The sequence below is a fragment of the Massilia eburnea genome (assembly GCF_050709955.1).
GTDB lineage: Bacteria > Pseudomonadota > Gammaproteobacteria > Burkholderiales > Burkholderiaceae_D > Rugamonas > Rugamonas eburnea_A.
This window is the reverse complement of record NZ_JBNZFX010000035.1, coordinates 99,653-119,536: the sequence shown is the minus strand read 5'-3', so window position 1 is coordinate 119,536 and position 19,884 is coordinate 99,653. Positions and strand designations below refer to the sequence as shown.

Below are 19,884 nucleotides of genomic sequence, written 5' to 3'. Positions count from 1 at the left end.
GGACGATACACGCCTTTCAACGACAGGGTATTCCAGCCGGTGCCGCCCTGGTCGACGATGCGGCCCGCGCCGCCGGTTGCCGCCGCTGGGCGCGCCGTGGTCGGTGCGCGCAGGATGTCGCGGCTGTAGTCGTACAGGCTGGCCGCCACTTCCCAATCGAATACGCCCTTGGTATTGCTTTTCACCGTCAGGCCATGCATCAGGTGGCGCAGCTCTTCCTTCGTCGAGTTGAAGTCGGAAGCTGCCAGTGCGAAGCTGCGGCTATTGATCGACACCGGGCCGCTGAGCACCGGCTTACCCGCTGCATCGCGCAGGTAAGTATTGGGCGTGCCGCTCGAGTCGTTCTGCCACCAGCCCAGCGAATAGCTGGCGCGCACGGTCGGCGAAAGATCGTATGCCAGCTTGATCTTGGCGTGGTCCTGCACCGTGCTGTATTGGGTTGCCGTACCGAGGATATAGATATCGCGGTTGGTGCGGTCCTTGTCGACTACGGCACCGCTAACAGGAACCCCGGCGCCGCCAGCCGTGCCACTGGCGATCACGCGGTTGGCGAAGGTTTGCGGCTGGCCATCGCTGTCGGTGCGGTTCACACTGACGAACCAGGACCACGCGCCGTGGCGATTACCGAGCGACATGCTGGACTGGCGCGCGCTGAAATTGGTGTCGGTGTTGTACATCTCGAACGGCTGGCGCACGTAAGCAACGCGAGCATGCGCTTCGAACTGCTTCGGCATGCGCGTCACATAATCGACCACCGCGCCGACCGAGTTGCCGCCATACGCCGCAGAGAACGGGCCGTACAGGACGTCCACACGCTCGATTTCCTCCGGCGCGACCATGCCCCAGCGCGGCGCGAAGGTGGCGCCGTTGCCGAGGTAGTTCGACAGCAGCACACCGTCCGCATACACCGCCGAGCGCGCGCTATTGCCGGTACCGGAGGCGCGGGTCGACAGCACGGCGTGGTTGTAGTCGCCGATATAGCGCTTGCGCACCAGCAGGCTAGGCAGGTATTTCAGTGCGTCCTCCGCGTCGCTGGCATTAATCTGGTCTTCGATCTGCGCACGGGTAATGCCCTCGATGGTGGTCGGGATCTGGGTCGGCAGCGAAGTCGGATGGCTGCCGGCGATGACGACGGTGCCAACCATCTTGAGTGGCGATTCCCCTTCGTGATCGGCAAATGCCGGGTTCGAGAAAACTGCCAGCAGCGCGGCGGCCAGGGGAATGAGGCGGGTGTTCATGATGCTTCCTTTTTTGTTCTTGCGAGCGAAGGCCTTGCGACCGCGCCGCCAATGGGCGCGTGCAATGCAAAGCCGGGGGAACTACGCGGGAAAGGTCAAGCGAAAGGCGGGGCGCGCGAGGGCGGCGCCAGGGATTCTTGCTGCGGCGGCGCTGCGGGCGCATGCAATGCAGGTTCGGCGCGCGACGGCACCATCAGCGCCAATGCAATGCCGGCAGGTGCTGGCGGCACGGCAGGCAGGTCGGCCTGCACCATGCAGTAGCCGCATTTCTGGGCGACGTGGTGGGCTTTAGGCTGGGCGTGGCAATGGGCGACGTTGTGATCGCCGCATGCCGCTGCCAGCAGCGTGGACAGGGTTGGCGCGGAGACGGCCATCAGCATCGCAAACAGCGCGATCCTGACAATTCCGGCAATCTTTCTCCTGCTCCAGCCCACGATGGCTCCTACAACGCAATCTCAATAAGTGCATTGTAGATACGCCTTTTCGCAGGCGATATGCCCTAGATCAAGTTTTCACTTGCCCGCCGCGGCGGAGTAGATCCTGATGACGCGGCGCGCGGGGCCAGCGTCGGATGGGGGAGCCGGTGGTGCCGGCGAATCGCCGCAGCCGCCGCAGGAACCGCAGCCGCTGCTGCAGCTCGATTCCGTATTGAAGAAGCGCGCCAGCTTTTCCTGCGGCAGGCCGCGGCGCGACAGTACGTAGACGATCTGCTGGCGCCATGCGGCAGGCAGGTATTTCCGCGCCGCGTGCAGCGCGGCCGCTGCCACGATGATGCCGACGATAATTTCCTGCCACATGGTTCAGCCTCCCAGCGCCAGGGCGACGCGGTAAGTGATGAAGGTAGCGCCGTATGCCAGCACGAACATATAGCCCGCCATCAGGAGCGGATACTTCATCGAGTTGGTTTCGCGGCGCACCACGGTCAGCGTGGACAGGCACTGCGGCGCGAACACGTACCAGGCCAGCAGCGCCAGCGCGGTCGGCAGGCCCCAGCTTGCCTGGATCACCGGCAGCAAGGAGTTCGCCAGCTCGTCGCCGGTCTGCGACAGTGCATATACGGTGCCCAGCGCGCCGACCGCCACTTCACGCGCCGCCATGCCCGGCACCAGCGCAATGCAGATCTGCCAGTTGAAGCCGATCGGGGCGAAGATGAATTCCAGCGCGCGGCCCAGCATGCCGGCCACGCTGTAGTAGATCGGCGGATGGGTCGGCGCCCTCCGGTGCTCCCGGGAAGCTGGACAGGGCCCACAGCAGCACCATCAAGGTCAGGATGGTGGTACCGACGCGCATCAGGAAAATCTTGGCGCGCTCGTACAGGCCAATGGCCAGGTTGCGCATATGCGGCCAGTGGTAGGCCGGCAGTTCCAGCATCAGCGGCTGGTTGCGCTTGGCGCGCATGGAGCGCTTCATGACCCAGGCCACGGCCATGGCGGAGATGATGCCGGCGAAATAAAGGCAGAACAGCACCAGGCCTTGCAGGTTGAACAGTCCCCACACTTCGCGGTCCGGGATGAAGGCGGGCGATCACCAGCGCATATACCGGCAGGCGCGCCGAACAGGTCATCAGCGGCGCGATCATGATGGTGACGATACGGTCGCGCGGATTCTGGATGGTGCGTGCCGCCATGATGCCCGGAATTGCGCAGGCGAAGGAGGACAGCAGCGGAATGAAGGCGCGGCCCGACAAGCCGACCCCGCCCATCAGGCGGTCCAGCAGGAAGGCTGCGCGCGGCAGGTAGCCGCAATCTTCCAGCACCAGGATGAAGAAGAACAGGATCAGGATCTGCGGCAGGAATACCAGCACGGCGCCCACGCCGCCCAGCACGCCGTCCACCAGCAGGGAACGCAGCACGCCGTCCGCCATATGGGCCTTGACCAGGGCGCCGAGGTGTTCGACGCCGCCGCTGATCATTTCCATTGGCACTTCGGCCCAGCTGAACACGGCCTGGAACACGCAGAACATCAGCACCGCCAGGATGATCGGGCCAATGAACGGATGCAGCACGAAATGGTCGATTTTCTCGGAGCGGTTGCCGCGGTCGTCGGCGTCTTTCACGGCGACCGACAGGATGCGGCGCACTTCGCGCTGGGTCTCTTCCACCGATACGGCGTCGATCGCGGACAGCGGCCTGGACACGGTTTCGTGGAACGGCCACAGGCCATCCAGCGCATCGACCAGGGCTTTCTCGCCGCCGCTCTTCACGGCCACGGTTTCCACCACCGGCATGCCCAGTTCCCGCGACAGCCTGGCCGCATCGACCACGATGCCGCGCTTGTTGGCCACGTCGACCATGTTCAGGCACAGCACCATCGGCAGGCCGAGGCGCTTGATCTCAAGCACCAGGCGCAGGTTCAGGCGCAGGTTGGTGGCATCGACCACGCACACCACCACGTCGGGCGAGCGCTCGCCTTCGCGCAGTCCGGCTACCACGTCGCGCGTGATCATTTCGTCGGGGGTATGGGCCGACAGGCTGTAGGCGCCCGGCAGGTCGAGCAGGCGGTACTGGTTGCCCGCTCCGGAAGTGAACTGGCCTTCCTTGCGCTCGATGGTCACGCCGGCATAGTTGGCGACCTTCTGGCGTGCGCCGGTGAGGCGGTTGAACAGTGCGGTCTTGCCGCAATTCGGGTTGCCCAGCAGGGCGACCATTGGCTGCTGCGCGACGACTGGCGCGGCCTTTTCTACTGCACCCATTGCATTTATTCCGGTTGGATCGAGATCAGCGCAGCTTCGAAGCGACGCAAGGCAAACGTGGCATTGCCTACTTTAATGGCGAGGGGTTCGCCGCCTGGCATGCCACGCTTGAGCATGCGGATGCGCTCGCCGGGCACGAAGCCCAGCTCCATCAGGCGGCGCGCCAGGTCGGCGCCATCCTCGGTATCTTCTGGATTGCCCGGGGCGATATGGATCACCGTTCCGCTCTGCCCCACCGGCAGGGAATCAAGCTTGATCAGGGTAGGAGCAAGGGTCATGGCGAACTTTCCAGGGCGAAATACGACTTCGCCATTATAGATGAGAATTTAAATGAGAATTGTTCTTGAATAGGCTTGCATTGTAGCCCTGTTCGGGTAGAATGGGAACCGTAATGATAATGATTCTCATTGCGAGGATCGCAATCTTAGCCAGAAGGTAATTTTCGAAATGATCGTTTGTGTCTGCAACAACATCTCTGATCGAGAAATCCGTCAAGCCATAGATATGGGTATCAGCTCCATGGACGAGTTGCGTGAAGCGCTCGGCGTGGCCACCTGCTGCGGCAACTGCCTCAGCTACGCGGTGGAAGTGCTGGACGAACACCTGGGCAGCGGAATACAGGAGACTGTGCTCAAGCGCCCAACACTGACCGTGTAAGGAGCGCTTTATGCAATCGATGACTTTCCCGGCTGGCGGCGATTTCGGCGCCGGCGTTGGCGGCGCCAAGCTGACCAAGATCGCAGCAGTCGTCGTCTTGCACGCAGTTCTCGGTTATGCCTTTATCAACGGCACGATGCACCGCCTGGTGGACCGCATCCCTGAAGTGGTCAACGTCACGTTTGTGGCGCCGCCGCCACCGCCTCCGCCAGCCTCGCAGCCAAAGACGGTAGAGATCGCGCAGAAAGCGCCATCGATTACCCCACCGCCGCTGCCGATGCTGCCGATCGTGATCGAAAACACCATTACCCTGCCGCCCTCGCAAGCGCGCGTTACTGAGCCCGCACCGGCCACGCCGGCCGTCGTGGCGCCGGTTGCAGCTGCGCCGGCAGCCCCTGCCGCACCGGCTGGCCCGCGCGTGATCTCCTCGGTTGAATATATCCGCGCACCACAGCCGGTGTACCCGTCGGTGTCGCCGCCGCATGGGCGAACAGGGCGTGGTGACCTTGCGTGTGCTGGTGAATGAAAAGGGCTATGCCGAGCAGGCATCGATCCAGAAATCGTCCGGTTTCAACAACCTGGACGAAGCCGGCCGCGCCGCCGTGATGCGCGCGCTGTTCAAGCCGTATGTGGAAGACGGCAAGGCACAGCCGGTGTATGTGGTGGTGCCGATTAACTTCCAGATGTCCTGATCAAAAATAAAGCGCCTTCAAGGCGCTTTTTTACATCTCGGCCCACATCCGCAGCAGGTTGTGATAGTGGCCTGCCAGGCCGACTGTGGCCTCGTCATCCCCATGCATGCCGCGCAGTTTCTGGATGTTCTGGTCAAGTTCGAACAACATGGAACGCTGCCAGTCATCGCGCACCATCGATTGCGTCCACAGGAAAGAAGCCACGCGCTCGCCGGCAGTCACCGGGTTCACCCGGTGCACGCTGCTGGCCGGGTAGACGATCGCATCGCCCGCCGGCAGCTTGACTTCATGCGCGCCGTAGCTGTCCATCACGGTCAGCTCGCCGCCTTCGTATTCCTCCGGATCGGACAGGAACACGGTGGTGGAAACGTCGGAACGCATTACATCCGAAGAGCCAACCATGTGGCGGATCGCGCCATCGATATGCAGGCCGTATGTCTCGCCGCCGGTGTAGCTGTTGAAGTACGGTGGCAGGATCTTCAGCGGCAGTGCCGCCGAATAGAACAGCGGGTTCTTCGCCAGCGCCTTGATGATGATATCCCCGAGTTCCAGCGCCAGCGGCGTCCCTTCCGCGATCTGCCGGTTGCGCTTGACTTGCGCGCCCTGCGATCCCACGCTGGCGCGGCCGTCGATCCATTCGGCGGCCGCCAGGCGCTGGCGGAAGTGCTTGACTTGGTCCGGCGTCAGCACGCCGGGGATATGCAGCATCATATTAGTAGCGGAAGTTCGCAGTCAGGATTGCGGTACGGCCTGCAGCAACTTGCGCGTAATGGCTCGATACCGATTTGTCGAAGTAGAACTTGTCGGTCAGGTTCTGCACGTTCAGTTGCAGGCTGATGTTCTTGTTCACTTCGTAGCTCGCCATTGCGTCAAAGCGGGTGTAGGCCGGCACGTACTTGGTATTGTTGATGTTAGCCCAGATCTTGGCAGAGTAGTTCACACCGCCGCCAATGGTCAGGCCCGGCAGCACGGTGTAGGACGTCCACAGCGAAGCGCTGGTCTTCGGCACGCCAGGGAAAGTGTTGCCGTCGTATGGCGATTTCACCCACACCGGTGCGGCGGTGGTGCCGGCATTGGTGTAGCCGTTGTCGCCCACTTCCGCGTCGAGCCAGGTGGCGCCGCCGAATACCTGCCAGTTGTTGGTGATGGAGCCGCTGATTCCGAACTCCGCGCCGCGCACCGTTTTCTTGCCGGCGTTGAAGGAAATGCCGTTAGGACCGCTGACACGAGCGTTGTTCATCCTGCTTTCGAAGATGGCGCCGCTCAGGGACAGGCGGCGTGCCAGCACTTCCCACTTGGTGCCCAGTTCGAAGTTCTTACTGTCCTGTGGCTTCAGGTCTTTCACTGCCACGGTCAGGCCATCATTGCCTTCGCCGCCGTCGTTGCCCGGCGGGGTCGACGAGGTGCCGTAGGAAACGTAGATGCTGCTGTTGGCAGCCGGCTTATAGACCAGGCCAGCCTGGTAGTTGGTGAAGTTGGACTTCACTTCAGCATTCACGGCAGCGGTAGCCGGCGATGCAGTCGGGTTAGCAGCAGTGAACAGCGCGGAGCGGAATTCATCCCAACGCAGACCAATGTTCAGCAGCCATTGTGGAGTGAACTCGATAGTATCGAAGCCGTACACCCGAGCGGCTGTTGGTGTGCACATTGGTCGCGGCTGGCGACACGCTGCGCACCTGGCCCGCGCTCCATGGATCGTGCGGGTTCGGGTTGATCAGGGTGGTGCAGTTGTACAAGGTCGCAGCGCCGGCGGTCGGGCAGGTGCTGGTCTTGGTCAGGGGGTTGTTGGTGCCCGGGGTGAACAGGTAGGTGCTGCGGTCGGTCACCTCGCGGCTGATTTCAACGCCAGTGGTGAAAGTGTGCTTGATGCCGGCGGTGGTAAAGTCGCCGGTCAGGCTCGAAGCGTTAGCCAGGGCGTCGGTTTCGGCCACGCGGGTATTGGCGCGGCGCCACAGGGTGCCGTACAGCACCACGTTGCCCTTGGAGTCGTCAGGCTGGGTGTAGACGTAATCGTTCTCGGTCTTGCCATAACGGGTCACGTTGCGGAACGACAGACCGTTGCGGAAATCGTGCTTGATGTCGATGGTGCCAATGTCGGACTTGGTGTCGCGGAAGTCGCGGTCGACCAGGCCGTAATAGGTATCGCGCGGCACGGACATCGGGGTGCCGTTGCCGTTCTTGGCGATGTTGGCGCCAGTGGTGAACGGATTGTTGAACGGAATGCCGCTGTCCGGCAGTTCGCTCGCTTGCATATGGTAGAAGGACAGGTTGACCTTGGTCGGACCCGTCAGGCCGAAGGCCACGGTCGGGGCGATACCCCAGCGGTCGCCGTGAATTTCGTTACGGCCGGCCACATGGTTTTCATGGCCCATCACGTTCAGGCGCACGGCGGCGTCATCGCCGATCATGCGGTTCACGTCGACGGTGGCGCGGCGGTATTGCGCGCTGCCGATGCCGACCGACGCGTTGGCGAAGTTTTCCGCCTTGGCAGTCTTGGAAACCAGATTCACGCCGCCGCCGGCGGAAGAACGGCCGCCGTATGCGGAGTTCGGGCCCTTGACCACTTCGATCTGTTCCAGCGCGAAGATTTCGCGGCTCTGGGAACCGGTGTCGCGGATGCCGTCGATATAAGTATCGCTTTGTGCGTTGTAGCCGCGAATCAGCAGGTTGTCGCCCACCGGCTGGCCGCCTTCAGCGGCGCCGACGGTGATGCCCGGCACGGTGCGCAGGGCGTCGGTCAGGGAGGTGGCGCCGGTCTGGGAAATCACCTCGGTCGGGATCACGGTCACCGATTTCGGGGTATCCAGCAGCGGGGCGGTGAACTTGTCGGAGGCGGATTTCTTGACCTGGAAGTCGTTGCCATTCTGGCCGGTAACGACCACTTCCTGCATTTTCTGCTCTGGGGCAGCGGGATTGGTATCGGCTTGTGCTACAGGCATCACCAGGGAAGCGGCGATGGCTGCGAGCGTAGCTGGCGAGTGCTTGCGGCTCTTAATGTAGGACATGGACAACTCTGAATTGTTGGCATAAAACGCAAATGATAATTGTTTTCATTTAGATTAGCAATGTCGTTAGCAATCCTATGTTCCCCTCATGACTAGGTGGCGCTGCTGCTTCGTGGCAAAATGCCATTATTCCCAACCAAATAAGAAGGAAACCCCATGAAGGGCGACAAAGACGTTATTCGTCTGCTGAACGCACAGCTGACCAACGAGCTGACGGCAATTAACCAGTACTTCCTGCATGCACGCATGTACCGTCACTGGGGCTTCGACAAGCTGGGCAAGAAAGAGTACGACGAGTCGATCGGCGAAATGAAGCATGCCGACCGCCTGATCGACCGCATCCTGATGCTGGACGGCCTGCCTAACCTGCAAGCCCTGCACAAGCTGCTGATCGGCGAGAACACCGAAGAAATGCTGGCCGCCGACCTGAAGCTGGAGAAAGGCGCGCATGTGACCGTCAAGGAAGGCATTGCGCAATCGGAAAAAGTCGGCGATTACGTCTCGCGCGACCTGCTGCTGGATATCCTGAAGGATACCGAGGAGCACATCGAATGGCTGGAAACCCAGATCGACCTGATCGGCAAAATCGGCATCCAGAACTACCTGCAATCGCAGATGTCGGAAGCTGAGTAATGCCCGGCCAGAGTCCGGAATTGCTGCGCCGCCTGCTGCGCGCAAAAGACCGGATGGACGGCGCCTCGCACGAGGAATGGCCGGTGAGCCGCCTGGCGGAAGTGAGCTGCGTCTCTGCAACTCACTTCGCCCGCTCGTTCAAGGAGGCTTTCGGCCTGCCGCCCCACCGCTACCTGCTCACGCGCCGCATCGAGCGCGCCGTGACGCTGCTGCGCGAAACCGATTTGCCCATCACCGATATCGCCTACTCGACCGGCTGGAACAGCATCGGCACCTTCGGGCGCACTTTCCGCGATATCACCGGCAAGAACCCGGGCGATATCCGTGAACAGGTGCGCGCCGAGGCGGAACAGGCCGGCCGGGTGCCAGCCTGCGTGCTCAGCGCCGCGCACCGCCCCGACCTCACAATGGCAGTTTCGGAGAAGCGGCGCCAGGAAAGCGTCCCTACAATGGAGTCTCACTTAAAGGAGACCACCCCATGACCCAAGGTATTCAAACTGTAGGCTTGTATGTCCGTGACCAGGATGAAGCGCTGGCTTTCTATGTCGACAAGCTCGGCTTCAAGGTCCACACCGATGTGCGCAACGGCGACTACCGCTGGCTGACCGTGCAGCATCCGGAGCAGCCCTCGTTCCAGCTCGGCCTCTACGTGCCAGGGGCGCCAGTGCATGACGCAGCAACCGCGCAAGCGCTGAATGCGCTGGTCGCCAAAGGCGCTATGCCGCCGATGGTGCTGGAAGTGGAGGATTGTTTCGCGGTCTACGACAAGCTGCACCAGAAAGGCGTGGAATTCACCCAGGAGCCGGTGGAACGCTACGGCACCGTGGATGCCGGCTTCCGCGACCCGTCCGGCAACGGCTGGAAAATGATCCAGACCCGCCGCAAGGTGGCAGCGGCTTAATCCAGGCCCCAGGCTGAGCGCCAGGGCGCGTAGAACGCCGGATCCGGCGATACCGCGCCCGCGATGCCGCACACGGCGCCGGCAAAGGCATTGGCGCGCTCCAGGATCAGCGGCATCTCCCAGCCGCGCGCCCGGCCCGCCAGGAATACCGCGGCAAACGCATCGCCCGCCCCCACCGAATCGACGAACTGCGCCGGCTTGCTGGCGTGGTGGTCGGCCACGCGCGAGCCATCAGCGCCGAAATACATGGCGCCGCGCTCAGCGAGCGTGACCAGCAGGCCCTGGATCGAAAAATTGTGCATCATGGCGCGCGCTTCCGCTTCGACCGCGGCGCAATCCATGTCCACCGTGTCGGGACAGGTGTGGCAGTACCATGAGAACAGCGCCTGCAACTCGTCCTCGTTGACCTTGACGATATCGGCTCGCTGCAGCGCGGCAAACACCACGGCTTCGTCCGCGCCATCGCGCAAATTCAGGTCGAGGAAATAATCGGCGCCATCCGCGCCATCCAGCACCGCGTTAAGCGCCGCGCGCGAGCCCGACTCGCGCTGGGCCAGGATGCCGAAATATACCGTGTCGGGAGAGAAGGCACGCATCACGTCGACAGCGGCTGCCGTTTCGATATGGTCGTAAGCCTGTTCGGCCAGGATCTGGAAGCGATGCCCGCCATTGCCATCGCGCTCCACCAGCACGCGGCCGGTCGGCTGCGGGCCATGCTGCAGGCCCTCGGTGCTCATGCCGAAACCGGCAAACGCCTCGCGCACCTGCTCGCCGTACGGGTCATTGCCGACACGCGTCACCATCAAAGCCGTCAGGCCCAGTTGCCGTGAGGTTGCGCGCTACATTGAAGGGAGCGCCGCCGACTACCTGCTGGTCGCCAAAATCATCGAGAAGGGCTTCGCCAAACACGAGGATTCTGTCTGCCATGGCGGCCTCCGGTGATCAGGCTTGTGGAACGGGTGTCTTTGAAGGATTGGCGCTCGGACAGCTTGTCGTACAGGCGGCCAAGGTTCGGGTGCTTGCCGCGCCAGTCGATTTCCGGGAAACGGAAGCTCAGCCAGCCCAGGCAGCAGCCCACGGCGACGTCGGCCAGCGAGTAATGGTTGCCCGCGCAAAAAGGATCGTCTTCCAGGCGCCCGGCCATCGACGCCAGGCCCAGCTCGACCTTCTGCATCTGGCGTGCAATCCACTCTTCGCTCTGCTTTTCCTTGGGACGCTGGTTGCGCTCAAGGCGCATCAGCACCGCCGCATCCAATACGCCGTCGGCCAGTGCTTCCCAGCATTTGATGTGGGCGCGCTCGCGGCCATTCGGCGGCAGCAGCTTGGACACCGGCGACACCGAATCCAGGTACTCGACGATCACGCGCGAATCCTGCATGGCATAGCCGTCTTCCATGATCAGGCAGGGCACTTTGCCGAGCGGATTCAGTTTCTGGATGGTGGTGTCCGGCGCCCAGACGTTTTCCAGCTCCAGTTGATAGTCGAGTTTTTTTTCCGCCAGGACGACACGAACCTTGCGTACATATGGACTGGCGAGAGAACCGATTAGTTTCATAGATGCTGAAAGTGGAGAATTAGACAACAGTATAGCATCGCCCCCAGATAGCCGGCGCAGCGGAGTGGCAGGGAGGCGACGGGCGGCCAATGGTAAAAATCCTGTTTTTTCCCGCCTCCTCCCCAGCCTTCTCATGACAACTCCTTACTCCACCCTGTCGGCCCTGTCCCCGCTGGACGGCCGTTATGCTTCGAAAACCGACAAGCTGCGCCCGATCCTGTCCGAATCCGGCTTCATGCACCACCGTGTGAAGGTCGAAATCGCGTGGTTGCAAGCGCTGTCGCTGGCTGGTTTCGCCGAAATCAAGCCATTCTCCGCTGCCGGCACCGCCCTGCTGGACAAGCTGGCTGCCGACTTCACCGAAGCCGATGCCGCCCGCATCAAGGAAATCGAAGCCGTCACCAACCATGACGTGAAGGCCGTGGAATACTGGCTGAAGGAAAAGGTCAAGGACGTGCCGGAGCTGGTGGCCGCCTCCGAATTCATCCACTTTGCCTGCACTTCGGAAGACATCAACAACACGTCGCACGGCATGATGCTGAAAGCCGCCCGCGACGGCGTGATGGTGCCGGCCCTGAACGGCCTGGTGGCCCGCCTGAAGGAAATCGCCCATGCCAACGCCGAGCTGCCGATGCTGTCCCGTACCCACGGCCAGACCGCCAGCCCGACCACCTTGGGCAAGGAATTCGCCAACGTGATCGCGCGCCTGCAGCGCGCCATCGAGCGCATCGCCAAGGTGGAAATCCTGGGCAAGATGAACGGTGCCGTGGGTAACTACAACGCCCACCTGTCGGCTTACCCATCGTTCGACTGGCCTGCGTTCTCCAGGAACGTGATCGAGCAGCGCCTGGGACTGGTGTTCAACCCTTACACCATCCAGATCGAACCGCACGATTACATGGCCGAGCTGTTTGACGCCTTTGCCCGCGCCAACACCATCCTGCTGGACCTGAACCGCGATATCTGGACTTATGTATCGCTGGGCTACTTCAAGCAGAAGCTGAAGGCCGGCGAGATCGGTTCCTCGACCATGCCTCACAAGGTCAACCCGATCGACTTCGAGAACTCGGAAGGCAACCTGGGCCTGGCGAACGCCGTGCTGAAGCACTTGTCCGAAAAGCTGCCGGTGTCGCGCATGCAGCGCGACCTGACCGATTCGACCGTGCTGCGCAATATCGGCGTGGGCCTGGGCTACACCCTGCTGGCTTACGATTCGTGCCTGCGCGGCCTGAACAAGCTGGAAGTCAATCCTGCCCGCCTGGCGGCGGACCTGGACGCGTCGTGGGAAGTGCTGGCAGAGCCGGTGCAGACTGTGATGCGCCGTTATGGCATCGAGAATCCGTACGAGCAACTCAAGGAACTGACGCGCGGCAAGGGTATTACCAAGGAAGCGCTGCGCGAGTTCATCACCAATCTGGCGATTCCGCAGGAAGCCAAGGATCAATTGCTGGCGATGACGCCGGCGAACTACATTGGTATTGCCGCTGCGCTGGCCAAGGCCATCTGAAACCGGTAAAGCCGGGTCAGACCCAAGGGTCTGACCCTGAATGATCTTGCGGCCGCGGGGCTGGTTCTGGGCTTCTGACTTTCGCCGAACGTCAACGGCCTCGAACCAACCCCGCGGCCGTCGCGCTGACTGGGTCTGACCCTTGGGTCAGACCCAGATTTACCGGTTTTAAGCAAACCGTAAGCAAGTTAAGTTACCCTCTGGTATATTAGTTCTAACACGTACTATCTACCAAGGGTCACAATGGAACGCTATTCCCGAACCGCGATCGCGCTGCACTGGCTGATTGCCCTGCTGATCGTAGCCGCGTTCATTCTCGGCCTGGTGATGACCGACATCCCCGGCCTGACCCCGACCAAGCTCAAATACTATTCCTGGCACAAATGGCTGGGCGTCAGCGTGCTCGCCCTGGCCGCCGGGCGCCTGTTGTGGCGCCTGAACCAAAAGCCGCCCGCGCTGCCGGTCTCCATGACCCAAGGCCAGAAGAAAGCCGCCGAAGCCGGCCACTGGCTGCTCTACTTCCTGATGTTCGCCGTGCCGGTTTCCGGCTACCTGTACACCACCGCCGCCGGCGTGCCGGTGGTCTACCTCGGCCTGTTCAAGATCCCCTCCCTGTTCGAAGCCAATCCGGCCCTCAAGGAAATCCTGAAACCGGTACATTACTGGCTCAACATGCTGCTCGCCGCCGCCGTCATCGGCCATGTGGCAGCGGCACTGAAGCACCAATTCATCGACAAGGACGGCCTGCTCAAGCGCATGCTGCCATAACCTGGAGCCACACCCATGAAGAAAAGCGTATTACTGGCCGCCCTGCTGGCCGTGGCGGCTGCAGCCAGCGCCGCTATCCTGAAAGCCGATCCTGCCAAAAGCAGCGTGTCGGCCGTGTTCAAGCAAATGAACGTGCCGATCGAATCGAAGTTCAAGAAACACAATATTGTCATCGACTACAACGCTGCCGCGCCTGACACCTCGAAGGCCACGGTTGAAATCGAAACCGCCAGCCTGGACTTGGGCGAAGCCGAAATGAACGCCGAAGTGGCCAAGAAAGACTGGTTCAACTCCGCCCAATTCCCGAAAGCCACCTTCGTTTCCAGCGCCATCAAGAGCGCCGGCCCCGGCAAACTGAATGTCAGCGGCAAGCTGACCATCAAGGGCAAGGCGGCCGACGTGACCTTCCCGATCACCGTCAAGGCCGACGGCGGCAAACAAGTGTTCGATGGCGCGCTGCCGATCAAGCGCCTGGCCTTCAACGTCGGCGAAGGCGAATGGAAAGACACCGGCATGGTCGCTGACGAAGTGACCATCAAGTTCCACGTAGTAGCTCAATAAACCCCTGGAGACCCAATGAAACTGAAGTTCCTGACCGCCGCATTGCTGGCCGTATCCGCAGTTGCCGCCAACGCCGCGACCTACAACATCGACCCGACCCACACCTTCCCGAGTTTCGAAGCCGACCACATGGGCCTGTCGGTATGGCGCGGCAAGTTCGACAAGACCAGCGGCACCATCCAGATGGACCTGGCGGCCAAGACCGGCAGCATGGACATCAGCATCGACGCGGCCTCGATCGATTTCGGCATGGACAAGATGAACACCCACGCCAAGTCGCCCGATATGTTCAACGTCGAGAAATTCCCGACCGTGACCTACAAGGGCAAGCACTTCAAATTCGAAGGCGACCAGTTGGTGGCCGTGGAAGGCGAGTTGACCATGCTGGGCGTGACCAAGCCGGTCACCCTGAAGGTCAACAAGTTCAAGTGCATCATGCACCCACGCTACAAGCGCGAAGTCTGCGGCGCCGACGCCTCGGCTGAATTCAAGCGCACCGATTTCGGCCTGAACTACGCCACCCCAGCCTTCGCTCCCGAAGTGAAGCTGGCAATCCAGGTCGAAGCCATCAAAGCCGAATAAATGTCCACCATGGGGTCAGGAACCAAAGTGGACATTTCTATTGGAAATGTCCACTTCCGTTCCTGACCCCGAGGTGGACATTTTTACGGGTTATCCCTCTCGTAGGCAGCGCGCACCGCGTCCTTGGAATGTTCCCATGCCATGCGCGACCTGCCTTTCACCGCTTCCCAATCGCGTTCCAGCTGGTCTTCCAGCTCCTCCCACGTGCCGCGATAACGCTGGCGCGCGGTGTAGCCGAGCATATAGGCTGGCTCGTAATCGTCGTAGTCGAAGGTGGGGTTGAAGTAGGCCTCGTTGCGGTAGTGGTCCTGCCAGTAGACCCGTTCTTCGCTCGGGTTGAGCAAGGTGCCGATGCCCTGCCCCGCCATGCCGCCGGCTAGCGCGCCAATCGCGCCGCCCGCTGCCATGCCGATCGGACCGGCCGCCGCGCCCACCGCAATTCCCGCCGCCGCGCCGCCGCCTGCACCGACACCGGTCGCCAGGTTGTGGTCATCGTCATCGTCCTCCAGCTGCGGGTTGACGATTTCGGCCGTGCCCTTGCCGACGAAGGCCCCTGCCACGCCGCCGATCACGGCGCCGGCCACCATGCCCGGCAAGCCGGCCGGTGAACCGGCTGCAGCGCCAGCCAGCGCGCCGCCGGTGGTGCCGACGCCGACGCCGACCACGTGCTCGCCTTCGCTGTCTTTCCAGGCGCTCTCGATATCGGCCGCGTCGACCGCATCGCGGGTGTTCACGCCCATCAGGATACCGCCGGAGCGGATCCCTTCCTCATAGTGATTGAGGCGCTCTTCCGGGATGCCGGCGCCGATCAGGGCGCCCACCAGGCCACCCGCCACGCCGCCAGCGCCGGCACCGGCCAGCGCGGCGGCCAGCGGACCAGCCACCACGATGCCCAGGCCCGGCAGCACCAGGGTGGTGCCCATTGCCGCCACGGCCGCAAGGGCGGCGCCGATCGCGCCGCCAACGCTGGCGCCAATGCCGGCGCCTTCCCCTGCTTTCGAACCCAGTTCCGAATCCGCCGGGCCGCTGAAATAGCGCTCGCGGGTAGCGTCGCTCATGACGACGTTGATGTCGTCCTTGCTGTAACCGCGGGAAGTGGCATGTTGCCAGGCACGCTCGGCACTGTTGCGGTCACGAAACAGGCCGGTCACCATACGGGATTGCTTGTCTGCAGAGTTCATGGGAATTCCCCTTTTTTCATGAGTCCCGGACACGATAGGCCGCCGCGCGCTGCAAATCTGTACGTTCGCGCACGGAATACCGGCCCGCGCATGTCCTACACTGGAATCGTCAACAATAAGGGGGGGCGGAAATGAACTTCATTATCTGGATTGTGATTGGCGGCGTCCTGGGCTGGCTGGCCAGCCTGGTCATGAAAACGGACGCGCAACAGGGCATGTTCCTCAACGTGGTGGTCGGTATCGTCGGCGCGCTCCTGGGCGGCTGGCTGCTGTCGCCGCTATTCGGGGCAGGCACCATCAATACGGACGATTTCAGCGTGCTGTCGCTGGCGGTGTCATTCCTCGGAGCGGTGATCCTGCTGGCGATCGTGAACCTGGTCTTCCGCGGACGTGTCAGATAGAACAATTAAGTTCCTCACAGGCCAGCGCTGCGGCGCTGGCTTTTTTTCGTGTTGCGGAACGTCCCGCCACCGGCCGCCCTACCCTGGCTGAACCTGCGGCAAAACTACCTTATGCTGCAAAGCAACAGTTGCGCCCTTCCCCGAATTTTCTTCAGCTTTAAGCCTTGTTTTTGGTGTTGACGCCAGGCGCCGCCATGCCGATACTCTAGGGCGCCCGCGCACCAGCCTCGCAGGCCACCACTACAACCAATTCAAGACCATGAAAAAAACTCTCCTCGCGCTCGCCGTCCTGAGCACCACCTCCGCAGCCTTCGCAGACGAAGGCATGTGGATGCCGCAGCAGCTGCCACAAGTAGCCAAGCAACTGAAGGCCGCAGGCCTGAAGCTGGACCCAGCCTCGCTGACCAAGCTGACCGAGTTCCCGATGAACGCCATCGTGAGCCTGGGCGGCTGCTCCGCGTCCTTCGTGTCGCCGCAAGGCCTGGTCGTGACCAACCACCACTGCGTGTACAACAGCGTGGCCGTCAACTCCACCAAGGAGCGCGACCTGCTGGCCAACGGCTTTGTGGCGCACAACTTCGGTGAAGAGCTGCCGGCCGCCCCGGGCAGCCGCGTGTACGTGACCAAGGAAGTGCTGAACGTCACCGACAAGATCATCACGCCAGAAGTGGCCAAGCTGCAGGGCAAGGCGCGCGTGGACGCGATCGAGAAAAACCAGAAAGCCATGGTCGCGGAATGCGAAAAAGACGAAGGCCACCGCTGCACCGTGTCGTCCTTCTACGGCGGCCTGGAGTTCTACCAGATCAAGCAACTGGAAATCCGCGACGTGCGCCTGGTGCACGCCCCGGCGGCCGGCGTCGGCAAATTCGGCGGCGACACCGACAACTGGATGTGGCCGCGCCACACCGGCGACTACGGTTTCTACCGCGCCTACGTGAGCAAGGACGGCAAGGCCGCCGACTACTCCAAGGACAACGTTCCCTACGAGCCTAAGTCCTTCCTGAAGCTGGCCAAGGAAGGCGTGAAGGAAGGCGACTTCGTGATGGTACTGGGCTACCCAGGCCGCACCAACCGCCACCGCCTGCCGTCCGAAGTATCGAACACCTTCGGCTTCGAATACCCGGCCTTCATCCAGAACTCGAACGAGACCCTGGCCATCATCGACCGCGAAACCAAGGGCGACCGCGATGCGGCCCTGAAAGTAGCCGGCCGCGTCGCCAACATCAACAACTACTACAAGAACCGCAAGGGCATGTTGAACAGCTACGAGGGCAGCGATGTCCTCGAGCGCAAGTCCGCCGAACACGCAGCGCTGAAAGCATGGGTCAACTCCGACGCCAAGCGCAAGGCAGCCTTCGGCGCCGACCTGGAAGCGGTGGAAAAGCTGATCGCCCAGCGCGACGCCGAGAGCAAGCGCGACTTCTTCTACGACCGCTCCGCGCCGACCATGCTGACCCAGGCGCGCGCCATGCTGCGCCTGGCCAACGAAAGCACCAAGCCTAACGCCGACCGCAAGGCCGGTTACCAGGAACGCGACGTCAAGCGCATCGAGCAGGCAGTGAAAGGCGCCAACAAGACCTACGTGGCCAAGGTCGACAAGGCAATCGTGCTGAACAACCTGAAGCAGTACAACGCGCAGCCAGCGGCCGAACACAATGCGGTATTCGACTCCGTGCTGGGCATCAAGGCCGGCATGAGCGAAGCAGAACTGTCGGCGGCACTGGACAAGCTGTACTCCGGCTCCAAGCTGGAAGACGGCGAGTTCCGCGCCTCGTGGCTGGGCAAGAAGCCGGAAGACTTCAAGGCCAGCGACGACGCCTTTATCAAAGCTGCTGTAGCGCTGTACGACGAAGGCCTGAAGCAGGAAGCCGCCAACGAAGAACTGGGCGGCAAGATCCAGCAAGCCTACGCCAGCTACATGAAAGCCAAGATCGCCTTCATGAATTCGAAAGGCCAGGCTGTGTATCCTGACGCGAACAGCACCCTGCGCGTCACCTTCGGCAAGATCGCTTCGCGCGCAGAAGGCGCCGACGGCACCACCGGCTGGTCGGCCTTCACCACCGTGGCCGGCGTGAAAGCCAAAGCGACCGGCGAAGGCGAATTCAACGCCCCGCAAGCGCAGCTCGACGCGATCAACAAGAAGCAGTTCGGCAAATACGTCGATCCTAAGCTGAAGTCGGTGCCGGTGAACTTCCTGGCCACGCTGGACATCACCGGCGGCAACTCCGGTTCCGCCGCGCTGAACTCGAAAGCCGAGCTGGTAGGCCTGGCCTTCGACGGCACGCTCGACTCGATCATCTCGGACTGGGACTTCAACAAAGCCAAGACCCGCGACATCCAAGTCGACCTGCGCTACATGCTGTGGAACATGAAGTTCATCGACAAGGCCGACAACCTGCTGAAGGAAATGAAGGCCGAGTAAGCGTTACAGTCCAGCCCGTGTCACACCTTGGGGTCACACCCCAAACGTGACACGGGCTCAAGCGATACACGGCCGAGCCCGTGTCACACTTCGGGTGTGACCCCATGGTGTGACACGGGCTCAGCCGTTTGTGAGCTTGAGGCCGGCGATGCTGGCGATGATGGCGGCAATCAGCAATAGCCGCAGCGGCGTGGCGCTTTCGCCGTAGGCCACGATGCCGACCAGGGCGGCGCCCGCCGCTCCTATCCCCGTAAAGACCGCAAATGCTGTACCGACTGGCAGTTGGCGCAAGGCCATTGTCAGCAGCACGATGGCGCCATTGGCGAATGCCAGGCCGGCCAGGCTGGGCCAGAGCCGCGTCCATCCTTCCGCGTGCTTGAGTGCGACCGCCATGGCGATGTCGACCAAGGCTGCGGCCAGCAACAGGCCCCAGGCGGCGATCATGGCTTTGCCGCCGCCAGGCCGCGCTGCACCGCCGGACGCGCGCCGATGCGTTCCACCCAATCCGCCACCGCCGGGAAATCGGCCAGCGTGATCCCCAACTCGTGGTGCGAGCGTATCCACGGGAAGCTGGCAATATCGGCAATCGTGTACTGGTCGCCGGCCAGGTAAGCTGTATCGCGCAGGCGTTCTTCGAATACGCCCAGCAGGCGCAAGGTTTCGCGGCCGTAGCGCTCCAGCGCCTGTTCGTTGCGCGGACTGCCTTGGGCTACGCCATGACGGAAGAACCACAACTGCCCCAGCATCGGTCCGATGTGCGCTACCTGCAGGAACAGCCATTGCAGCGCCACGCTGCGCGCCGCGCCGGAAGCCGGTAACAGCTTGCCCGCCTTGTCGGCCAGGTGGATCAGGATCGCGCCCGACTCGAAGATCGGCGTGCTGTCATCGACCAGCAGCGGAATCTTGTGGTTGGGGCTCATGACGCTGAACGGCGGCTGGTGCTGCTCGCCTGCGGACAGGTTCACGTGATGCACCGTGTGCGGCAGGCCCAGCTCTTCCAGCGCAATGGTGATCTTCTGTCCGTTGGGTGTGTCGGCGGTGTACAGGGTTAACATGGTCGGTTCCTTTGATGTTTTGTTGGAGCCAGTG

The 19,884-nt window shown here is 62.2% G+C and carries 24 protein-coding genes and 1 pseudogene; 12 read left to right on the top strand and 13 right to left on the bottom strand.

The window, feature by feature from the left end; all coding sequences use genetic code 11:
* The 5 genes and pseudogenes from ACQ4MM_RS22190 to ACQ4MM_RS22170 form a co-directional block, all read right to left on the bottom strand.
* On the bottom strand, positions 1–1,238 hold a 1,238-nt coding region (locus tag ACQ4MM_RS22190; RefSeq protein WP_431479392.1), incomplete at its 3' end, for a TonB-dependent receptor plug domain-containing protein.
* A gap of 95 nt (positions 1,239–1,333) precedes the next feature.
* Positions 1,334–1,672, bottom strand: coding sequence for a DUF2946 family protein (locus ACQ4MM_RS22185; protein WP_431479391.1), 339 nt, complete (start codon positions 1,670–1,672; stop codon positions 1,334–1,336).
* Between the two features lie 78 nt (positions 1,673–1,750).
* Positions 1,751–2,035 carry a DUF6587 family protein gene (locus tag ACQ4MM_RS22180; protein WP_431479390.1) on the bottom strand — a complete coding sequence of 95 codons (285 nt, stop codon included), beginning with the start codon at positions 2,033–2,035 and terminating at the stop codon, positions 1,751–1,753.
* 3 nt (positions 2,036–2,038) lie between these two features.
* Positions 2,039–3,930 (bottom strand): annotated as a pseudogene (gene feoB, locus ACQ4MM_RS22175) (ferrous iron transporter B).
* A 5-nt stretch (positions 3,931–3,935) separates the two neighbouring features.
* The gene (locus tag ACQ4MM_RS22170; protein WP_055934251.1) at positions 3,936–4,208 is read right to left on the bottom strand and encodes a FeoA family protein; all 273 of its coding nucleotides are present in this window, start codon (positions 4,206–4,208) and stop codon (positions 3,936–3,938) included.
* 169 nt (positions 4,209–4,377) lie between these two features.
* On the opposite strand from ACQ4MM_RS22170, the gene ACQ4MM_RS22165 reads away from it, so the two are divergent.
* The 3 genes from ACQ4MM_RS22165 to ACQ4MM_RS22155 are packed head-to-tail and all read left to right on the top strand — an operon-like array spanning position 4,378 to position 5,279.
* Complete coding sequence (locus ACQ4MM_RS22165) at positions 4,378–4,587, top strand: (2Fe-2S)-binding protein (protein WP_055934253.1); 210 nt, start codon at positions 4,378–4,380, stop codon at positions 4,585–4,587.
* Positions 4,588–4,597: 10 nt separating this feature from the next.
* Complete coding sequence (locus ACQ4MM_RS22160; RefSeq protein WP_431479389.1) at positions 4,598–5,113, top strand: hypothetical protein; 516 nt, start codon at positions 4,598–4,600, stop codon at positions 5,111–5,113.
* Positions 5,070–5,279 (top strand): energy transducer TonB, encoded by a 210-nt coding sequence (locus ACQ4MM_RS22155; RefSeq protein ID WP_431479388.1) that lies wholly within the window; start codon positions 5,070–5,072, stop codon positions 5,277–5,279. The genes ACQ4MM_RS22160 and ACQ4MM_RS22155 overlap by 44 nt, the downstream gene beginning before the upstream one ends.
* Before the next feature lie 30 nt (positions 5,280–5,309).
* On the opposite strand, the gene ACQ4MM_RS22150 is transcribed toward ACQ4MM_RS22155, so the two are convergent.
* The 3 genes from ACQ4MM_RS22150 to ACQ4MM_RS22140 are packed head-to-tail and all read right to left on the bottom strand — an operon-like array spanning position 5,310 to position 8,284.
* Positions 5,310–5,990 carry a Fe2+-dependent dioxygenase gene (locus ACQ4MM_RS22150; protein ID WP_431479387.1) on the bottom strand — a complete coding sequence of 227 codons (681 nt, stop codon included), beginning with the start codon at positions 5,988–5,990 and terminating at the stop codon, positions 5,310–5,312.
* A gap of 1 nt (position 5,991) precedes the next feature.
* Complete coding sequence (locus ACQ4MM_RS22145) at positions 5,992–6,903, bottom strand: TonB-dependent receptor (RefSeq protein WP_431479386.1); 912 nt, start codon at positions 6,901–6,903, stop codon at positions 5,992–5,994.
* The gene (locus tag ACQ4MM_RS22140; RefSeq protein WP_431479385.1) at positions 6,836–8,284 is read right to left on the bottom strand and encodes a TonB-dependent receptor; all 1,449 of its coding nucleotides are present in this window, start codon (positions 8,282–8,284) and stop codon (positions 6,836–6,838) included. Before ACQ4MM_RS22140 ends, ACQ4MM_RS22145 begins: the two co-directional genes overlap by 68 nt.
* A gap of 156 nt (positions 8,285–8,440) precedes the next feature.
* Between ACQ4MM_RS22140 and bfr the strand changes: the two genes are divergently transcribed.
* The 3 genes from bfr to ACQ4MM_RS22125 are packed head-to-tail and all read left to right on the top strand — an operon-like array spanning position 8,441 to position 9,818.
* Positions 8,441–8,917 (top strand): bacterioferritin, encoded by a 477-nt coding sequence (gene bfr / locus ACQ4MM_RS22135; RefSeq protein WP_431479384.1) that lies wholly within the window; start codon positions 8,441–8,443, stop codon positions 8,915–8,917.
* Entirely contained in the window at positions 8,917–9,399 is a 483-nt protein-coding gene (locus tag ACQ4MM_RS22130) for a helix-turn-helix domain-containing protein (RefSeq protein WP_431479383.1), read from the top strand. The genes bfr and ACQ4MM_RS22130 overlap by 1 nt, the downstream gene beginning before the upstream one ends.
* Positions 9,396–9,818, top strand: a complete 423-nt coding sequence (locus ACQ4MM_RS22125) for a VOC family protein (RefSeq protein ID WP_431479382.1) — start codon at positions 9,396–9,398, stop codon at positions 9,816–9,818. Before ACQ4MM_RS22130 ends, ACQ4MM_RS22125 begins: the two co-directional genes overlap by 4 nt.
* On the opposite strand, the gene ACQ4MM_RS22120 is transcribed toward ACQ4MM_RS22125, so the two are convergent.
* Both ACQ4MM_RS22120 and ACQ4MM_RS22115 read right to left on the bottom strand, forming a co-directional pair.
* Positions 9,815–10,621 (bottom strand): PfkB family carbohydrate kinase, encoded by an 807-nt coding sequence (locus ACQ4MM_RS22120; protein WP_431479381.1) that lies wholly within the window; start codon positions 10,619–10,621, stop codon positions 9,815–9,817. The genes ACQ4MM_RS22125 and ACQ4MM_RS22120 overlap by 4 nt on opposite strands.
* 80 nt (positions 10,622–10,701) lie before the next feature.
* Complete coding sequence (locus ACQ4MM_RS22115; protein ID WP_431479380.1) at positions 10,702–11,373, bottom strand: glutathione S-transferase family protein; 672 nt, start codon at positions 11,371–11,373, stop codon at positions 10,702–10,704.
* A gap of 133 nt (positions 11,374–11,506) precedes the next feature.
* On the opposite strand from ACQ4MM_RS22115, the gene purB reads away from it, so the two are divergent.
* From purB to ACQ4MM_RS22095, 4 genes are all read left to right on the top strand, one after another.
* On the top strand, positions 11,507–12,880 hold the full coding sequence (gene purB / locus ACQ4MM_RS22110; protein WP_431479379.1) for an adenylosuccinate lyase: 1,374 nt from the start codon (positions 11,507–11,509) through the stop codon (positions 12,878–12,880).
* A 243-nt stretch (positions 12,881–13,123) separates the two neighbouring features.
* The gene (locus ACQ4MM_RS22105) at positions 13,124–13,648 is read left to right on the top strand and encodes a cytochrome b (protein WP_431479378.1); all 525 of its coding nucleotides are present in this window, start codon (positions 13,124–13,126) and stop codon (positions 13,646–13,648) included.
* Positions 13,649–13,663: 15 nt separating this feature from the next.
* Positions 13,664–14,209, top strand: coding sequence for a YceI family protein (locus tag ACQ4MM_RS22100; protein ID WP_431479377.1), 546 nt, complete (start codon positions 13,664–13,666; stop codon positions 14,207–14,209).
* A 15-nt stretch (positions 14,210–14,224) separates the two neighbouring features.
* Positions 14,225–14,791, top strand: coding sequence for a YceI family protein (locus tag ACQ4MM_RS22095; RefSeq protein ID WP_431479376.1), 567 nt, complete (start codon positions 14,225–14,227; stop codon positions 14,789–14,791).
* A gap of 83 nt (positions 14,792–14,874) precedes the next feature.
* Here the strand turns inward: ACQ4MM_RS22095 and ACQ4MM_RS22090 are convergent, their stop codons facing one another.
* A complete protein-coding gene (locus ACQ4MM_RS22090; RefSeq protein ID WP_431479375.1) occupies positions 14,875–15,972 on the bottom strand; it encodes a hypothetical protein in 1,098 nt (365 codons plus the stop codon).
* Positions 15,973–16,103: 131 nt separating this feature from the next.
* Here ACQ4MM_RS22090 and ACQ4MM_RS22085 point away from each other — a divergent pair, with 131 nt between their 5' ends.
* Positions 16,104–16,373 carry a GlsB/YeaQ/YmgE family stress response membrane protein gene (locus ACQ4MM_RS22085; protein ID WP_431479374.1) on the top strand — a complete coding sequence of 90 codons (270 nt, stop codon included), beginning with the start codon at positions 16,104–16,106 and terminating at the stop codon, positions 16,371–16,373.
* Between the two features lie 259 nt (positions 16,374–16,632).
* Positions 16,633–18,795 (top strand): S46 family peptidase, encoded by a 2,163-nt coding sequence (locus ACQ4MM_RS22080; protein ID WP_431479373.1) that lies wholly within the window; start codon positions 16,633–16,635, stop codon positions 18,793–18,795.
* Positions 18,796–18,915: 120 nt separating this feature from the next.
* Here ACQ4MM_RS22080 and ACQ4MM_RS22075 read toward each other — a convergent pair whose 3' ends face one another.
* Entirely contained in the window at positions 18,916–19,239 is a 324-nt protein-coding gene (locus ACQ4MM_RS22075) for a DMT family transporter (protein ID WP_431479372.1), read from the bottom strand.
* Positions 19,236–19,850 carry a glutathione S-transferase family protein gene (locus ACQ4MM_RS22070; RefSeq protein WP_431479371.1) on the bottom strand — a complete coding sequence of 205 codons (615 nt, stop codon included), beginning with the start codon at positions 19,848–19,850 and terminating at the stop codon, positions 19,236–19,238. The genes ACQ4MM_RS22075 and ACQ4MM_RS22070 overlap by 4 nt, the downstream gene beginning before the upstream one ends.
* Positions 19,851–19,884: the final 34 nt, after the last annotated feature.

What these genes read in the sequence shown, in the direction of transcription:
- ACQ4MM_RS22100 (WP_431479377.1), top strand. Translation starts at nt 13,664, where the DNA reads ATGAAGAAAAGCGTATTACTGGCCGCCCTGCTGGCCGTGGCGGCTGCA.
- ACQ4MM_RS22170 (WP_055934251.1), bottom strand. Translation starts at nt 4,208, where the DNA reads ATGACCCTTGCTCCTACCCTGATCAAGCTTGATTCCCTGCCGGTGGGG.
- ACQ4MM_RS22165 (WP_055934253.1), top strand. Translation starts at nt 4,378, where the DNA reads ATGATCGTTTGTGTCTGCAACAACATCTCTGATCGAGAAATCCGTCAA.
- bfr (WP_431479384.1), top strand. Translation starts at nt 8,441, where the DNA reads ATGAAGGGCGACAAAGACGTTATTCGTCTGCTGAACGCACAGCTGACC.
- ACQ4MM_RS22180 (WP_431479390.1), bottom strand. Translation starts at nt 2,035, where the DNA reads ATGTGGCAGGAAATTATCGTCGGCATCATCGTGGCAGCGGCCGCGCTG.
- ACQ4MM_RS22155 (WP_431479388.1), top strand. Translation starts at nt 5,070, where the DNA reads ATGGGCGAACAGGGCGTGGTGACCTTGCGTGTGCTGGTGAATGAAAAG.
- ACQ4MM_RS22080 (WP_431479373.1), top strand. Translation starts at nt 16,633, where the DNA reads ATGAAAAAAACTCTCCTCGCGCTCGCCGTCCTGAGCACCACCTCCGCA.
- ACQ4MM_RS22140 (WP_431479385.1), bottom strand. Translation starts at nt 8,284, where the DNA reads ATGTCCTACATTAAGAGCCGCAAGCACTCGCCAGCTACGCTCGCAGCC.
- ACQ4MM_RS22075 (WP_431479372.1), bottom strand. Translation starts at nt 19,239, where the DNA reads ATGATCGCCGCCTGGGGCCTGTTGCTGGCCGCAGCCTTGGTCGACATC.
- ACQ4MM_RS22160 (WP_431479389.1), top strand. Translation starts at nt 4,598, where the DNA reads ATGCAATCGATGACTTTCCCGGCTGGCGGCGATTTCGGCGCCGGCGTT.
- ACQ4MM_RS22105 (WP_431479378.1), top strand. Translation starts at nt 13,124, where the DNA reads ATGGAACGCTATTCCCGAACCGCGATCGCGCTGCACTGGCTGATTGCC.
- ACQ4MM_RS22130 (WP_431479383.1), top strand. Translation starts at nt 8,917, where the DNA reads ATGCCCGGCCAGAGTCCGGAATTGCTGCGCCGCCTGCTGCGCGCAAAA.
- ACQ4MM_RS22070 (WP_431479371.1), bottom strand. Translation starts at nt 19,850, where the DNA reads ATGTTAACCCTGTACACCGCCGACACACCCAACGGACAGAAGATCACC.
- ACQ4MM_RS22125 (WP_431479382.1), top strand. Translation starts at nt 9,396, where the DNA reads ATGACCCAAGGTATTCAAACTGTAGGCTTGTATGTCCGTGACCAGGAT.
- ACQ4MM_RS22120 (WP_431479381.1), bottom strand. Translation starts at nt 10,621, where the DNA reads ATGGTGACGCGTGTCGGCAATGACCCGTACGGCGAGCAGGTGCGCGAG.
- purB (WP_431479379.1), top strand. Translation starts at nt 11,507, where the DNA reads ATGACAACTCCTTACTCCACCCTGTCGGCCCTGTCCCCGCTGGACGGC.
- ACQ4MM_RS22095 (WP_431479376.1), top strand. Translation starts at nt 14,225, where the DNA reads ATGAAACTGAAGTTCCTGACCGCCGCATTGCTGGCCGTATCCGCAGTT.
- ACQ4MM_RS22150 (WP_431479387.1), bottom strand. Translation starts at nt 5,990, where the DNA reads ATGATGCTGCATATCCCCGGCGTGCTGACGCCGGACCAAGTCAAGCAC.
- ACQ4MM_RS22115 (WP_431479380.1), bottom strand. Translation starts at nt 11,373, where the DNA reads ATGAAACTAATCGGTTCTCTCGCCAGTCCATATGTACGCAAGGTTCGT.
- ACQ4MM_RS22085 (WP_431479374.1), top strand. Translation starts at nt 16,104, where the DNA reads ATGAACTTCATTATCTGGATTGTGATTGGCGGCGTCCTGGGCTGGCTG.
- ACQ4MM_RS22090 (WP_431479375.1), bottom strand. Translation starts at nt 15,972, where the DNA reads ATGAACTCTGCAGACAAGCAATCCCGTATGGTGACCGGCCTGTTTCGT.